The sequence below is a fragment of the Desulfamplus magnetovallimortis genome, assembly GCF_900170035.1.
Classification (GTDB): Bacteria; Desulfobacterota; Desulfobacteria; order Desulfobacterales; family Desulfobacteraceae; genus Desulfamplus; species Desulfamplus magnetovallimortis.
This window is the reverse complement of sequence record NZ_LT828543.1, coordinates 152,925-169,113: the sequence shown is the minus strand read 5'-3', so window position 1 is coordinate 169,113 and position 16,189 is coordinate 152,925. Positions and strand designations below refer to the sequence as shown.

General features: G+C 40.8%; 15 protein-coding genes. 3 read left to right on the top strand and 12 right to left on the bottom strand.

Going from position 1 to position 16,189, the window contains the following annotated elements:
• Positions 1–164: 164 nt before the first annotated feature.
• The 12 genes from MTBBW1_RS09350 to MTBBW1_RS09300 all read right to left on the bottom strand — a co-directional run bounded on the left by MTBBW1_RS09350 (position 165) and on the right by MTBBW1_RS09300 (position 12,946).
• Entirely contained in the window at positions 165–1,637 is a 1,473-nt protein-coding gene (locus MTBBW1_RS09350) for a sensor histidine kinase (RefSeq protein ID WP_245809318.1), read from the bottom strand.
• Complete coding sequence (locus MTBBW1_RS09345) at positions 1,634–2,836, bottom strand: molybdate transporter family protein (protein ID WP_080802432.1); 1,203 nt, start codon at positions 2,834–2,836, stop codon at positions 1,634–1,636. Before MTBBW1_RS09345 ends, MTBBW1_RS09350 begins: the two co-directional genes overlap by 4 nt.
• Before the next feature lie 725 nt (positions 2,837–3,561).
• A complete protein-coding gene (locus MTBBW1_RS09340; protein ID WP_080802429.1) occupies positions 3,562–4,002 on the bottom strand; it encodes a response regulator in 441 nt (146 codons plus the stop codon).
• 392 nt (positions 4,003–4,394) lie between these two features.
• Positions 4,395–5,186, bottom strand: a complete 792-nt coding sequence (locus MTBBW1_RS29480) for a sensor histidine kinase (RefSeq protein ID WP_245809317.1) — start codon at positions 5,184–5,186, stop codon at positions 4,395–4,397.
• On the bottom strand, positions 5,123–5,623 hold the full coding sequence (locus tag MTBBW1_RS29475; RefSeq protein ID WP_245809316.1) for a response regulator: 501 nt from the start codon (positions 5,621–5,623) through the stop codon (positions 5,123–5,125). Before MTBBW1_RS29475 ends, MTBBW1_RS29480 begins: the two co-directional genes overlap by 64 nt.
• Before the next feature lie 415 nt (positions 5,624–6,038).
• Complete coding sequence (locus tag MTBBW1_RS09330; protein WP_080802427.1) at positions 6,039–7,631, bottom strand: SLC13 family permease; 1,593 nt, start codon at positions 7,629–7,631, stop codon at positions 6,039–6,041.
• A 17-nt stretch (positions 7,632–7,648) separates the two neighbouring features.
• On the bottom strand, positions 7,649–8,053 hold the full coding sequence (locus tag MTBBW1_RS09325) for a response regulator (RefSeq protein WP_080802424.1): 405 nt from the start codon (positions 8,051–8,053) through the stop codon (positions 7,649–7,651).
• An 87-nt stretch (positions 8,054–8,140) separates the two neighbouring features.
• A complete protein-coding gene (locus MTBBW1_RS09320) occupies positions 8,141–8,572 on the bottom strand; it encodes a response regulator (RefSeq protein ID WP_186441184.1) in 432 nt (143 codons plus the stop codon).
• Between the two features lie 108 nt (positions 8,573–8,680).
• Complete coding sequence (locus MTBBW1_RS09315) at positions 8,681–10,438, bottom strand: sensor histidine kinase (RefSeq protein ID WP_080802421.1); 1,758 nt, start codon at positions 10,436–10,438, stop codon at positions 8,681–8,683.
• 264 nt (positions 10,439–10,702) lie between these two features.
• Entirely contained in the window at positions 10,703–11,635 is a 933-nt protein-coding gene (locus tag MTBBW1_RS09310) for a universal stress protein (RefSeq protein WP_080802418.1), read from the bottom strand.
• Between the two features lie 113 nt (positions 11,636–11,748).
• Positions 11,749–12,228, bottom strand: a complete 480-nt coding sequence (locus MTBBW1_RS09305; RefSeq protein WP_080802415.1) for a universal stress protein — start codon at positions 12,226–12,228, stop codon at positions 11,749–11,751.
• Positions 12,229–12,268: 40 nt separating this feature from the next.
• On the bottom strand, positions 12,269–12,946 hold the full coding sequence (locus MTBBW1_RS09300; RefSeq protein ID WP_080802413.1) for a CBS and ACT domain-containing protein: 678 nt from the start codon (positions 12,944–12,946) through the stop codon (positions 12,269–12,271).
• A gap of 838 nt (positions 12,947–13,784) precedes the next feature.
• On the opposite strand from MTBBW1_RS09300, the gene MTBBW1_RS09295 reads away from it, so the two are divergent.
• From MTBBW1_RS09295 to MTBBW1_RS09285, 3 genes are all read left to right on the top strand, one after another.
• Positions 13,785–14,552 (top strand): response regulator, encoded by a 768-nt coding sequence (locus MTBBW1_RS09295; RefSeq protein WP_080802410.1) that lies wholly within the window; start codon positions 13,785–13,787, stop codon positions 14,550–14,552.
• A gap of 28 nt (positions 14,553–14,580) precedes the next feature.
• Complete coding sequence (locus MTBBW1_RS09290) at positions 14,581–14,808, top strand: response regulator (protein WP_080802408.1); 228 nt, start codon at positions 14,581–14,583, stop codon at positions 14,806–14,808.
• A gap of 104 nt (positions 14,809–14,912) precedes the next feature.
• Positions 14,913–16,151: an ABC transporter substrate-binding protein gene (locus MTBBW1_RS09285; RefSeq protein ID WP_080802404.1), complete on the top strand. Its 1,239-nt coding sequence runs from the start codon at positions 14,913–14,915 to the stop codon at positions 16,149–16,151.
• The last annotated feature ends 38 nt before the right edge of the window (positions 16,152–16,189 follow it).

Here is a 16,189-nt window from a genome sequence, read left to right as displayed (position 1 = left end):
TCCTGATTCAGACAATGTTGACAAGGCTCAAAATATCATAGGTGTCGGCTTTGAGTAGATAATCCTGCCTTATCCTGTTAATCTTGGGTATCGATTCAGACAGTATTAACAAGGCTAAAAAGATCATAGGTTTCGTCTTTGAGTACATTATATTATTTTTTACTTTATCCTGAAACAGGAAGAGTTATAACAAAAGATGAACCTGTTCCCTCTTCACTTGTAAGATCCAGCCAGCCCCCGTGTTCGTTGATGATATTGAAGGCAATACTCAAGCCAAGACCTGTGCCGTTTTCCCTGGTTGTGAAAAAAGGATCGAATATCCTCTCCCTTATGGATTCAGGGATGCCGCTTCCGTTATCTGTAATCCTTATAACATCAACTTTTTTAAGGGGTTCCACATATCGCTCCTCCTCATAAATCATTATAAGACCTCCTTTATACATGGCTTCACAGGCATTTATCATAATATTGACAATTACCTCCTTGAGCTGTTCCGGGTCAATCAATGTTTCTGCAAGGGGAGAGCTGCGGACAATTTTCACTATAACCTGATATGATTTTAACCGCTGTCCAAGAAGGGTCACCGCACTGTCAACAACAGTTGAGGGACTCATCCTCCTGACAACAAGTTTTGGGGGGCGTGCAAATTCCAGAAAATTTTCAACAATCCTCTTAATCTGCATGATTTCAGTTGAAATGACATTAAAATCCTCGCGCTGGGACTCTGTAAATGCACATGTCCTGTTCAAAGAAAAAAGCCTCATTTTCACAGATGTAAGAGGATTGCGGATACTGTGGGCTGTTCCTGCCGCAAGTTTTCCCACAAGTGCCATCTTCTCGGACTGCATAAGGGACTCCTGGCTTCTTTTCAATTCAATATGTGTCTGTTCGGCATTTTCGATCAGGCCCATTACGCTTCTTTTCAGTGCATCAACCTCATTTATGGAGTTTCCTATGCCCCCCTTTATATCTGCCTGTAAGGCCAGTTTTCTTATGGGTTCCAGTATATGACGGGCAAAGATGAAATTAACCAGAAGACTGAGCATGATTACACTTATGACTCCCAGCAATGCAATATATCTTAAGCGGTTTGCCTGGTTACGGCTTATCTCTATTGCGTCCTGAATTTTATCTTTATGAAAACCCTTGAACTCTTCACAAAGCTCAAGGATATCAAAAAATGACTGCCTTACCTGCTGATGAAGGGCAACACCGTTTTTCTGGTCACCTGATGCATAAAACGAGATAACCTTATCCCTCTCACTGGTATATTGTCTGTATTTACTCTCTATCTCTGCAATTTTATCTGTTTCCCATGAATCGGTAATAAGGCTTTTTACCATGACAAGATGCTCATTAAAACGGTTACGGTATGTCTTTAACTGGACAATCCAGTCAGGGTTATTATCAAGAAGATAGTAAGAGACAAAACCTTTCTGATTCACAAGGGATATGCTCAAAGCCTCGGCAGACTGAAATATTACCACATTCCTGCTTATTACATTTTTAAATATTGCCTCTATCTTGTAGGTGTACCAGACCATTAGAACAGCGCCGGTTAAAGTGATGCAGAGAAGAATTGCATTTACAAGATATACTCTCTCTTTAAGGCTCATATGACCTGAAAAAATGCTCATATTGCAAGTTTGTCCCATTTTAAAATATATGCCACAGCAATTCCGGCCATGAATCCTGCTGCAAGATTTGACGCAATGGTAATGCCAAGTATTATCAATGCGCAGAACATCTCTTTTCTCACTGTGAGGTCAAGTATTGTCAATGCTAACTGGCTTCCTGCAAAAACAAGAAGAATCCCTAAAATGGACATGGGCACAAGAGTCAATATTGATGAAATCTCCTGTCCAAAAATCACCGCAGACAATAAAAAGATGCTGCCAATGATGATGTTGGAGCCGGCTGTGACTGCACCAAAGCGATAATGTGCAGCAAGACCGCCTGCCCCGTGACACATTGGCATTCCTCCAATAAAAAATGCGACAAAATTGGCAAGAGACATGGAAATGGTGGAAGCACGGTAAGTCACCTTGTCAGATGCATCATTGAAATACTCTTTAGAGAGATCAGCATAGGCAACTATGGCATTTCCAATGGTCATGGGAATCTGTGGAATAACCAGTGCCAGAAGAACAAATGTAAAATCAGCTTTGGAAGGGAGACCATGGGGAAGAAATCCTGGAAGATGAAAGGATGGAATGACAGCACCTAAAATGCCGCTTTTCCCGAATAACAATCCTGTAACTCCCCCCAGTATTATAATCACAATACCTGCCGGATACTTTTTGTTATCAAGCAGAAAAAGGGTTAAAATAGCGCCTGCAAAGCCTATGAAGATGCCAATGGGAATGCCTCCTATTGACTGGATTGACAAAGCAGGCTCCACCGCGTTCTGCATAAGCTGGTATTTTGAACTTCCTGTCATAAACCGGATACCTTCGGCCATGAGCAGTACACCGGTTGACAACTGAACCCCGCGTATCACAGGTTTTGGAATAAGACGCCCCACAAAAGAGATGGCATTTGTCCCCCCAAGCACCAGAAGTACAATGCCAAGCAGCATGGCGGATGCCGATATCTGGCTTGCGCTCATGCCCGTTGCAATGGCATATGCTCCAACAACTTTCATGGGTTGCACAGGTACCGTGACCTTGAAATAGAAGCCCGAAAAAATATAAAAAAGTCCGGCTGAAAAAAAGATCCCCACAGGCTCCATACCATTTATAAAGATCATTCCCATGGCAATGGGCAAAAGTGTTCCAAGATCCCCGAGGGAACCTGCAAATTCCATTCTGTTGAATGCAAACCTTACTGTTTTCATATTTCCCCTTTTTTCCCTTTTACAGATTTGCTCTACTGCACTGTTAGCACTTAATTTTAGGGTTATCTGCAACGTAGAGACAAGGCATGCCTTGTCTCTACAGTTAACCGAACCCTAATTTTTAGCTTTGACAATGCACTACATTGTACATTGACTTTAATTAATCATATAGACTTCCAGAAAAATATTTTTCCATCTCAACTTTGAAGGGCAACCACATAGGGTTGCCCCTACGTTGTGCTTGCCAATTTAATTATCTGGAAAACTATAAATCAATTCTAACCTGCTCAAAATCAACACATATAACCACTTGATCCTTGTCAACAGTATCTGAATCAGGATGTCCCAGATTAACACTCAAAGTCAACACCTATGATCTTGTAAGCCTTGTCAACAGTGTCTGAATCAGGATTCCCAAGATTAACAAAGATAAGTCAGGATTAACTATCCTGAACATCCTATCCATCCTGGTTATCCTGATTCAGACAAATGCAATAACTTCTGAAAAAGCAATAAGATGTCGATTTTAAGTTAACAGTATAAGGCAGAAGTATCTATCCTGAACATCCTTTTTATCTTGGTTCAGATAAATTCAGTAAATGCAAAAAAAGCAGTAAAGTGTCTATTTTGAGAACCTGTTTTTACAAGTCAGGAAACACTATATGGTAATAAAGCCATCCATTCAACATAGTTAAATAAATTTGCATGTATAACAACCATGTCTGTTATATATCTCCGCTTCTTCTTATCAAAAGCCTTGCCTCAGCCTTCCGGATTCTCTCTTCATGCTCATCCTTTCGCTTTCTGGCAGCCTCAAGTTTCAGGGAAATATCTCCAAAATCCGCAGGTTTCATAAGATAATCAAAAGCCCCAAGCTTCATCCCCTCAACAGCAGTTTCAGCAGAGCCATGACCGGTGAGCATGATGACCTCTACAATGGGATATAGAGCCTTGATCCGCTTCAGGGTTTCAATTCCGTCCATGCCGGGCATTCTGATATCAAGGATTACAACATCAACAATATTTTGCTCCAGCACATCAAGAGCATCAATACCGTTGAAGGCACTTAAGACCTTTTCTCCCTGGGATTGAAGCCGCAGGGAAAACATCTCCACAAAATCTTTTTCATCATCAACTATAAGGACTCTTGCAGGTATTTTTATCATTGCTTTTTACTCCTTGAATTGTTGTATTAACGTAAAAATGGATATAAATTTTTATTTTTACCGTGGAAATAGATACAAATTTCCATATTCGGGGGTGGCTGAATGCCGGCCATGACCGTTTATTTATTGTACTTGTCTGAATAGGATAACCAGGATTAACAGGATACTCAGGATATATATCCTTGTTGCTCTTTATTATTCTCAAAATCGACATCTTATTGCTTTTTTCCATTTACTGAATTTGTCTGAATCAGGATAACCAGGATAAACAAGATGTTCAGGATAGATAATCCTGCCTTATCCTGTTAATCTTGGGAATCCTGATTCAGACAATATTGACAAGGCTCAAGAGATTATAGGTGTCGATTTTGAGTATTATTATTGACATTTTTTCATGTCTTGTTTTCCAAATGTCTGGGCAATTTTATAAAAAAAGAAGTTCCCTTGCCCACAGTGCTTTCCACCTCTATCTGGCCGCCAAGCCCTGAAATGATTTTATGAACAACAAAAAGTCCAAGTCCGGTTCCCTGGTCAAAGGATTTGGTCGTGAAAAACGGGTCAAATATTTTCCCAAGATTCTCTTTGGGTATTCCAATGCCGTTATCCCTGATTTCGAGGCTCAAAAAACTCTCTTCAGACCACTCTAAACAAGCACTTGATTCACCATTTTTATGCAATCTGTTCAATCCGTCTATTTCAGAAAATTTATCCGGTATTGTTGTCAATATTGTAATTGTGCCCTTTTTGCTCAATGCATGTATGGCATTGCTCAAAAGGTTAATCAAAACCTGCCGGATCTGATATGGGTCACTCCATAATAGCTTTGCATTGCTCTCCATTTTAAGCTCAACTGAGATCTCTTTATCCTCGATATCCTTTTTCAAAAGATCCAGGGTCTCTTTTGTCAGCATCTCCAGATTGACTTCTGAAAAAGCGGAATCCTGTTTTTTCACATGCCCGAGAAGCTGATGTGTAATCCTGCGTGCCCTTTTCACACTTTTTTCAATCTTTTCGATACCAAGCAGAAGATCGCCTTTTCTTGAAAAAGCAGACATTTCAGGCGTTTCTATCACCTCTTTCATAAATCCGGCAGACTCATTGATAATGGCCAAAGGGTTGTTTATTTCATGTGCAATACCGGTGGACATGGTTCCAATGGCCACAAGGCGCTCTGTTTCAACCATTTTTTTTCCAGTTTTGCCCTGTATTCACGCTCCTTTTCCTGCTCCTGCTGAAGTTTTCTAATATCAAAGGCCTGCATGATCTTGGTATGAAGATGATCAATTTCAACAGGTTTTGTCAGATAATCAAATGCTCCGGACTTGATTCCTTCAACACCGTCTGAAACTGCAACATTTCCGGTGAGCAGAATAACCTGAACATTTGCATGGCTCGTTCTGATGATTTTCAGGGTCTCAATGCCGCCGATACCGGGCATCTTAACATCCAGAACAACAACATCCACTGGCTCCACTCCAAGAATCTCAAGGCACTCCTCCCCGCTTCCGGCCTGCATGGGAAAAATTCCTCTCTTTCCAAGCCTTCTTGCAATTGCCGATCTGAATCCCTCTTCATCGTCAACAAGAAGAACCCTGATTTTTTCACTGTTCATTTTCTCCATGCTCTGTATCCCTTTCAGATTTATGGATTAAGCTAAACCGTCATGGCCGAATTTTGGCCATCCCTGATCATTAAAATAACTTGGGATATTTTCACGGTAAACGGACATGGCTGTGATTCAGCCACCCCCGAACATGAAAATTTGTATCCATTTTCACGGTAAACGGGCATGATTACGTATCAATCACCCCCAAACATAAAAATGATAGTCATTTTTACGGTAAAAAGCTTCTCCTGAACCTGCCTTCCTGAACAACTGCTGTGGGCGATTCAACAGTTGCAGGCAGATTCAGGATCCGCTTCTATACTGTGCCAGATAATTAAATTGGCGAGCACTGTAGGGGGCAATCCCTTGTGGTTGCCCTTCAGAATTGAGAATGCCAAAATATTTTTCTGGAAATCTATACCATTTTTCATCAGATTAATCCCAGAATTCTCCACCAGACAGCAGCAACCAGAACCAGAAGCGAAAGCAGAATCGGCGTTGCCACAAGCCCTGCCTTTGTAAGATCAGATGACTTGAAATAGCGATAACTGTATGCAATGGCATTGGGCGGACATCCTATTACAAGCAGCATGGCAAAGGATGTTGCCATGCCAAGGCACAGCGCAAGAATGGTGGGATTCACACCCTCAAGCTGTGCCATGGGAATTACAATGGGAAGAATCAATGCAGCGGCTGCCACATTGGCCATTGCATTGGTGACAAGGGCACCGAAAACACCCACTCCGACAAATAGAACAAGCCAGCCTTTGCCCTGGATAAGCGGGAAAAAGAGATTTGCAAAGTAATCAGCGGCTCCTGAATACCCCATGGCAAGACCAAGTGAAATACCGCCGCCAAAGATGAAAAGCGATGTACCCCACTCAAGGTTGTCATTTATATCTCTCCATGTAAGAACCTTGAAGAGAACAAGGGCTGTAACCCCAAGCATTCCTGTGATGGAATAATCAATGCCATGAAGCCCTTTGGTAAGCCACAGAACAAATGAGAATGCAATAATTGCAAGGGTCTTTTTCTCAAGGGATGTCATTGCACCCATGCTTTCATCAAAATCAGGCAGCTTGAATTGCGGGTCTGGTTTGTAAACCATGTAAACAATAAACACAGCAGCAGGAACAGTTATAATTGCAGCCGGCATTGCGTAAAGAATCCAGTCGAAAAATGTGATTTCAAGCCCTGTGAACTCCTTTAAAAACGCTGCGGAAACCATACATCGCCCCCCTCCGATAAGGGAGCCCATGCCACCGCTTGAGCAGGCAAATGGAAGTGATAGCATCATAAATTTGGCGGTGCTGGTATGGGGTTCGATACCAACAGCCCGCATAAGCGGCAGCATGGTTACAATGCCTATGGCACAGGCCGCAGCATCATGCATGAATGATGATGCAAGCCCCAGGCCAATGGCAATGATAAAGGTAAATCGGGTTACGCTGTTCCCTGCTTTTTTGATAATAAAGTATCCAAGTCGCTTTGTCAGACCTGCCTTTTCAAGGGCAATTGCAAATATAAGGCAGCACATTATAAATATGACAACCGGATGCATATAAGGTGCCCATGCATTTTTTACATCGGTAATCTGCATGATCACCAGAGAAACACCTATAAGAACGGCTGTTATTTCAAGTGGAATAGGCTCAAATACAAAAAGTATTATAAGAACAGCAAGAATTGCAAGGAACCGTTTGGCCTTGGGTGATAATCCATCAACATAATCCACCTGAACTTTCTCAAGGTCAAGCTCCTTTGCCTTTTTGACCAGAAAATCAGCGCTTCCCTCGGAAGAACCTGGAACCTTTGCCTTGAGGATATAGGCTCCGGTTTTCTTTTTAGCCTCAATCTCTCCATCAGGAATAAGGGTGAAATGCTCTCCCACATTTTGTATCAGGATTTTAGCTGAATCGCCTGTTATCTTGAATTGTGTCCCCTCCGGCCTTGGCAGAATAAAGACTATAATACCTATCAGCAATGCCGCACAGAGTTTAAATCCATTAGTTTTATAAAACATATTTTCTCCTTGACAGATCAACTGTCAGAGTTTGGTTGATGTTGATATGCTTCGCGGATCTTCTCCAGAAGCTCGCTAAGCTCGCATGGTTTGCTAAGGTAATCAAATGCACCAAAAGAGATGCCTTCCTCGGCAGCGGTTTGCGAGCCGTGCCCTGTCAGTATGATCACAGGAAGCTCCGGCACCATACGCTTGATAACTTTCAAAACTTCAATGCCGTCCATATCCTCCATCTTCAGATCCAGAACCACCACATCAAAATCGTTTTTACGAAGAATCTGTATGGCTTCTGTTCCGCTGAAGGCTTTTGTAGCCTGAATGGATCGGCGGGCCATCCTGTTGGAGAGGACATTTAGATACCCCTGCTCATCATCCACCAGAAGAACCCTTATGATATTTGTCTCTTTATTTTTACTGTTCATATTCCTCTCCCCCAGGCAGATTCTGTATCCCAGCCCATTTATCCTATTTCATTGTAACTTAATTTACATAACGACTGAAAATTTTAATCAGGCCATCCTCTCTGTGATCTCTTTTATACGTGCATCTGTAATTTTCTGTTCATGATCTCTTTTTCGTTTTGCTGCACCCTTAACCTTGTCAACCAACAGTTCTATGTCACAGGGTTTCATGAGGTAATCAAATGCCCCAACCTTCATGCCATCAATGGCTGTCTCAACAGTTGCATGACCTGTAAGCATGATAACCTCCACAAGGGGATAGACTCTTTTAATCTCGGTCAATGTCTCAATGCCATCCATACCCGGCATCTTTACATCAAGGATAACAACCTCAATATCTGAATTCTCTTTAAGCTTAGAGATAGCGTCCTCTCCGTTGTAAACAGCACTGACAGAAAGTTCTCGTTTTTCAAGGCGTTTGCTCAGGGTATCAATGAATCCCTTTTCATCATCCACAAGCAGCATTTTTATGTTTTTCATTTTAAAATCTCCTTTTTAAAAAAAATAACTCAATTTTTTCAAGCACTTTTGTTTATAAGGTTACACTTTTTGGGGCACTTGATTCGTGATTTTAATGCCCTACTTAAACTATTTATCTGCCAACGTAGCAGAAACAGGTTCTGCCACATTGATTTCGTTTAAAGGCTTTTCTGACAAAGGTTCCTGAAACGGTATCCATATCCTGAAACGGGTGCCCATACCCACTTCACTGTAAACATCAATTTTACCCCCCATCTTCTGTACAATGCCGTAACATATTGAAAGACCAAGACCTGTCCCCTTTCCCACAGGTTTTGTTGTGAAAAAAGGATCAAAAATTCTCTCAAGATTATCTTTGGGGATACCAGGGCCGTTATCTTCAACTGCAATGACCACATGGTTCTTTTCGAGCTTGCTGATTTTTGTCTCAATCTTTATTGTACCTCCACCCTTATGCATGGCGTCTATGGCGTTATTGATAAGGTTCAGAATCACCTGCTGAAGTTCTGACGGAGAGATCCTTATAAATGGAATTCCTTCATGAAGCTCTGTTTCAATGATTACATTGTTATACCTTGCCATCTGCGCTGTAAGAGAGACAATTTCACGTACAGCATCATTTATCTGGACGTCGTTTATGGTGGAGTCGGTTTTTCTGGCAAAACTTAAAAGTTTATGGGTTATCTCCTTGCATCTTTTTCCCTGGGTATTGATCTGGACAAGTGCCCGTTTGAACTCTTCAAAATTTTTGGTATTTTTAAGTTCCTCCTCTTCAAGGAGATCCTCTATCCATCCTGCCTCCTCAACCATGATTGCAACAGGGTTATTGATCTCATGGGCAATGCCTGCGGCAAGCTCTCCAATTGTGGCAAGTTTACCGCTTTCAATCACCTGCCTGTTCATCACTTCACTCTTTTTATCAGCACTGGCGATTAGTTTTACGATATTTCTCGGAAGGGTAAATGCCACTGATATAATGGCTCCGCAGCCTAAAAGAAAAAGTACAAGTGCAAGAATCTGGGTTTTTCGCAACTCCCTGAAGGCATCTCCAATATCCTGGCGAAATACCATGATCCAGTCGATATTGTTCAGCATTGAAGTAACACAAAGATAGCGTTTTCCGGACGCATCCTGTTTTTCAGAAAAAATGGTTTCATTTTTTTTGTGACCATCAGGATCAAGAATGCTCATTATCGCAGAATCTTTGAGACGAACATCCATTTTGGTCTGAAGTTCTCCCTTTGTATTGATAATAAAGGCAATACCTGTCCTACCTATCTGTATATTTTCGACAAGGGAATTAAATGCGCCAAAATTGATGGTTGACCGCAAAAGTGAGTTAGAGCCGTTGAATGAAACTTTTACGGTAACAATAAAATGGGGATGCCCCCTTAACCCTGCAAAGACATCGCTTATGTAAAAAGCCTTTTCCTTTGCTGCAATGAACCATTTGGCATTTGAATAATCGGCATTTTCAAGTTTAAATGGCCCCTCATAGGCAAACTGAATGCCGTTTGAATCCACAAGCCCAAGATCTGTGAAGACATCGCCATATTGATTTCGTAAAAGTGTCATCTGCTGTTGCAGAAAAATCCTGGGTGTCTGCTGGTTATTATCGAACAAGCGGGCAAGATAGCGGATGTTGCCAAGTTTTTCAGAGAGAAATGAATCAATGTTCTGGGTATGTTTCTGTACAAGTTCTGAAATATGGGCATTTATCTTTTCCTTGTATGCTCCATTAAAACGGTAAAAAAGGATACCTGTGGTCAATATCATGGGAAAAAATGAGACCATCAGTATCAACACCGTTATTTTTCTTGTAAGAATTTGGTAAAACGCTGTGCGCTCTGTAACTGACTGTTTCATTGAAGCCTCATTTTATTGTTAAATTTGATACATTTGTCTTAACTGACTTGGGTTAATAGTTGAAAGTAAAGTTCCCCTTCCTCCCCCCAATTAATGGAGAGGGGGGAAGAAGAATGAAAAAAACAGAATTATTTGGCATGCTTCATTTCCCAGTTTACACTTTCCGGAGAGAAAACTCTGGGTAGCGGGAATCTCTCACAAAAAAGTGTAAAGTATCTTTGGAGTCATATGAAGGATGCCAATTATTTCATTTTTTCATTTGGCTCAGGAGATAATCCAGACAGTCATTGTCCTTGCAATATGTATAACCTTTGAAGGAACGCGTCCCATGCTGAATTTTGCAAGATTTGACTGTCCCCTTCTGCCAAGTACAACTGTATCGCATTTTGCATCCTGGGCTGCCTGTGATATTGCTGCTGCACGGCTGCTGACTCCCACAATCTTTTTACGATCTATTTTATCCACGGGAATTCCCACAGATTTGAACTTCTGTGCGGCATCCTCCAGGGCAGCATCAATAATCTCGGAAAGCGAGCTGATATTGCTGTCCTCTGTCACCTCTAGGGCACTTTTTCCGTTAAAGAGGTTGAAATTTCTCAAAACACTGCAAAGCACAATCCTGCAATCAGAGCCTTCAACCACACCTGCTGTAAAATCAACTGCTCTCCTTGAGTTTTCGGAACCGTCAACCGCAACACAGATGGAGTTATTAACCCTTTCAATCCCAGCAAGCATTAGAGGCACAGACGATAAGCTCTGGACAAGCTTTGAGGTAGTGCTGCCCATAACCACATATGAAAGCGCCCCTGCGCCGCGTCTTCTTGACAGAAGTGCAAAATATCCTTTTTCTGCCTCTTCTATAATGTCACGGGTTACGCCTTTTTTGCGATTCTGGATACGAACATAAACAGATTTGGAAGGGTATCCGGCTGAAACAAGCATGCTTTTTGCACGGGCCATGAACTCCTCCATCTCTGTCCTGCGTTGGTGTTCCCATCCCATTGCCTGGGCCATTGTGCTGCGGCTGAAGGATTCACGCCCCAAATCCCAGTAGCAGTCAGGCACGCCACTGAAAATATTGAGAAGAACCAGATCCTTTTTGTGAAAAGGTTTAAAATCGCAAAGATATTCAACGGTTTTCATTGCCCGTTCCGAACCATCAAGAGCCACAAGTATTGTATTTCCATATTTACTCATTTTATTTCTCCTATAAAATATATAAATATTATGATATTTGGATATTTAGATAATTATTATTATCAAGGATGACACTTATGCACTTTTAAACCTTGTCAATATTGTCTGAATCATTATGCATCTCTTTTATGGGGTGTTTTCCTGATGCTTAAAACCGGTATGGGAGAGTGCCTGAAAACCTTTTCAGCCTGTGAGCCGAAAAGTGTTCTTGCAAGATTTCCCCTTCCCTTGCTGCCCATCACAATAAGATCAACCTTCTCCTCTTCTGCTTTTTTCAGGATCTCCTCAAAGGGAACACCCATGCCCATATGAATGCTCATGATGGATTTTTGCTCAAAGAACTTTTCCCTTATGATATTTTTGATCTCCTGGCGCCTCTCCTCAATGCTCTCCTTTATATAGTCCTGAAGGTTGATTTTATCAGGATAGTAACTACTCACCATCTTCACAGCATTGATATCGCTTTGGTTCAGGACATTAAAAATCATGATTTCGGCATTGGTGTTACCGGCAACGGCAACAGCATATTCAAGGTTGTTTGCGGAATATTCAGATAGATCTACGCATACCATTATTTTGCTGATTTTTTTCATGATGACTCCTCCTTGATTAGAAATTGGATAAAACTTATTTTCAGAACAGTTTTCTGATGTTTCGTGTTTGATCTGCAAGGTAGAGCATCTGGGCTGATTCGCGAAGCTGCTCGACCACGTTGTCAAAGTTTGCTTCCGGTATATCAAAGGAGTGGATAAACACCTTTCTGAAGCCATCTTCCACGTCGTCATAGGATGTCAGGATGCTGCTCAAACGACCTCCGCCCATACGAATGACATCTGTAATTGTTTTTATTATTCCAGGCATATCCTTAATCCTGAAGGCAAAAATCTGACCTGCATGGGCTGCACCGGTAAAAGAGACCAGACACCTGAAAACATCGCTTTTGGTTATAATTCCTTCAATGTCATCCATACCGTTGACTACAGGCATACCTGAAATACCTTTTGACAACATGATAACAGCAGCTTCATCAACTGTATGATTTTTTCCGATTGTAATAACAGGCTTTGACATTACCGATTCGATTTTTACAGAATCCATCAATGACCTGATTTCATATTTATCAAGTGTGGTGGCATCAGAAGGCATTGCTTTTTTAATATCGCCGTCTGTCACAATACCCACCAGACTTCCCCTTGAGAGAACAGGAAGCATGGAAATCATCTTTTTCTGAAAAATCCTCATTGCATCATTCAGTGAGTCACTATTTTTTATTGTAATGACGCCTCTGCTCATCCATTCGTTTATCAGCATACCTGTCCTCCGATTTTTGCCTTTAAGTAACGAAGCATATTGATTTCAATAATGTCCGTTAAGAAATTTTAACGAATTATTTCAGCTCAGGTACTTATTTTGTTGTTATTTTCAAACTTGAAAAAACATATGAGCAACTATGATGCCGTTATGTTTATCAGCATTAAAATAAAGATAACAAACTGAAATTATAAGATTTTTGTGAATAGAGATAATAGGGAGGGGGCAGACAGGAAGCAGACAGGGTGTCAGGTTTTTTTCCAACCTGTAAATAGTTTATTCAAGCAGATAGGGCATCCTTCATCTGACTCCAAAAGTACTTTACACTTTTTTGTAAGAGATTCCCTCCGCTTAGGGTTTTCTCTCAGGAAAGTGTAAACTGGGAAATGAAGCATGCCGCAGATAGCATAAAAACTCAAAGTCAACACCTATGAGTTTTGAGCTTTACCAATACTGTCTGAATAAGGATAACCGGCATCCTTCAGAATCCATCAAAAGTAGTTGACACTTTTTTTGAGATAATTCCCTAAAAATGGGAATGTGGCTCCAAAAAGTGTAAACTGGCAAATGAAGGATGCCGGATAACCAGGTTAAAGATTGGTACTCCACCCGCTCTCCATAGTTGATTGTCTGATATTTGCTATTGATCTGTCATATTGATAGAAATGATGTTGGTCTATCAATATGATAGAATGTCAGCAAAGCCCGCAGAGTCATTCAATTTATGATATTTGTTTTTAAAACAGTAGGTTATACTATTTTTTACAAATGGCATCTACCTTGCTTAGTAATCTTTCATATGAATTCTTTTGTTTAATTTTCACAAAGGAGAATCATTATGAGCAAGATACTGCTTGTTGATGACGAAATAAAAGTTCTGAGTGCCATGAAACGCCTGATTCTTTTTGAGGGGTGGGAGGTCGTACATGTTCCGGATGGCATAAAAGCACTTGAACTTCTTGAAGAATCTCAAATTGATCTTGTTATCACTGATTACAGAATGCCCTTGATGGACGGAATGGAACTGGCATCAATCATCAAGGAAAAATATAAAAATATTCCTGTAATTCTTCTGACAGCATACACAGACAGAAAACTTGTTTTAAAGGCATTTGAGGATAAAACCATCTCAAGCATAATCACAAAGCCCTGGGATGAAGATACTCTTTTAGAAAAAATCCGTTCCTTCCTCTCATCAAAAAATGGTGAAAACAATGAAGCCGCTAAAAATGTACCTATAAAGGTTCTTGTCATGGAAGATGATAGAATGACACGCTTTTTATATGAAAACTGGATCAAACCAAAACGATTTGAACTTAAGATTGCTATAAGCGGAAAAAACGGATTTGAAATTTATCAGTCATGGAAACCGGATATATTAATCATGGATTTGGGGCTTCCGGATTTGAGCGGGTATTCTGTATTGAAAAAAATTCGCCTGGAACTTGAAGACAAGGATACACCAATCATTGTTGCCACATCCAGAAACGATGCAGATGATGTAAAAAGTTGCATGAATCTTGGCATACAGGGTTACATGATAAAGCCTTTTTCCGGTCGCCAGATAATCGGTGAAATCGTAAGATGTATTGACAGCATAGAATAAATCATTACGGGAAAAACAGGATGTGAACATGAATGACAAAATAGTTATTGTTGACGATGAAGATGGTATATTAAAAATGCGCCAAAGCCTTCTTTTACGCAACACCTGTAAATGCATTCTGTTTTTATCTCCTTTTGAGGCTTTGAATGCCATTGAGAATATCAATCCGGCTGTTGTAATCGCTGATCAAAAAATGCCTGGCATGACAGGAACAGAATTTCTGGAAAAGGTCAAAAAATCAGAATCTCCGGATTAAGCTGCTTGGTGCCGGCCAAGAGAATCAAGAAAAACAAATAAGGTTTCGATTTTGAGTAGTTAGACACTTTTGCTAATAAACCTTGCTAAATAAAAGGATATAAAATGAATATTTTTCAATCAGATATTAAACTTTCAAATATTATATATATGATTTTGATTCTTTTTATTCATTTCACTACTGTAAATGCGTCAGAGTCCCCCATACTAATCGGGCTTGATGCTGATATGTCATCAGGTTCTGCAAGGGCTGGCATTGCCATTGAAAGAGGGGCTATGATTGCAATTGACGAAATAAACCTTGCCGGCGGAGTTCTTGGTCGTCAACTTGAACTGAAAGTAAAAGATCACAGAGGCAACCCTGCAAGGGGCGTTGACAATATGAACCAATTTGCCGGAATGGATAGTGTTGTGGCTGTCCTTGGAGGCCTCCATACGCCTGTTGCCATGAGTGAACTTGATACTATCCACAAACACAACATGATATTCCTTGTTCCATGGGCTGCCGGAACACCTGTGATTGAAAACAGCTACAAGCCAAACTATGCATTCAGGGTATCTGTCAGGGATGAATATGCAGGTGGGTTTTTGATAAAAAAAATTATTGAAGCCGGTTACAGGAACCCTGCACTGTTGCTGGAACAGACGGGTTGGGGGCGTTCAAATAAAACATCAATGACATCAGCAATGAACAGAAATGGATTAACATCCGCCGGCATATACTGGTTCAACTGGGGTGTAAATGATCTCGGAGAACAGATCCATGCTGCGAAAAATGCAGGTGCGGATGTGCTTCTTCTTGTGGCCAACTGCCCTGAGGGTGTTGTTGCTGTAAAATCAATGTCTCTTCTGCCTGAAACTGAAAGGATTCCCATTGTATCACATTGGGGGATTACTGGAGGAAATTTTTTTGAAATGACAAAAGAGTTCGCTGTTCCACTCTCAGAGATAAATTTCTATTTTCTCCAGACATACTCTTTTCTTAAACCTGTTTTTTCTGAAAGAAACGACAGGTTAATCCGGATGTACCAGAAAAAATATCCTGAAACCTTATCTGCTGACAATATTTTTTCGCCAGCAGGAACAGCACACGCCTATGATCTTGTTCATCTTCTTAAAAAGGCTCTGGAAATTGCAGGAACAACAGACCGATCTTCTGTACGGGATGCCCTGGAAAAAATTCCCTTTCACGAGGGGCTTTTAAAAAACTATGTATATCCATTCAGGGAAGATATGCATGATGCACTGAATGAAGATGATTTCATACTGGCAAAATATAATGATGCAGGAGTTATTGTTCCTTACATTTTTCGGAAAATTTTGAACCATGATTCAAAGTTTTAGGATTAACATGATGAAAAATCAGGATAATCCCTTAATCA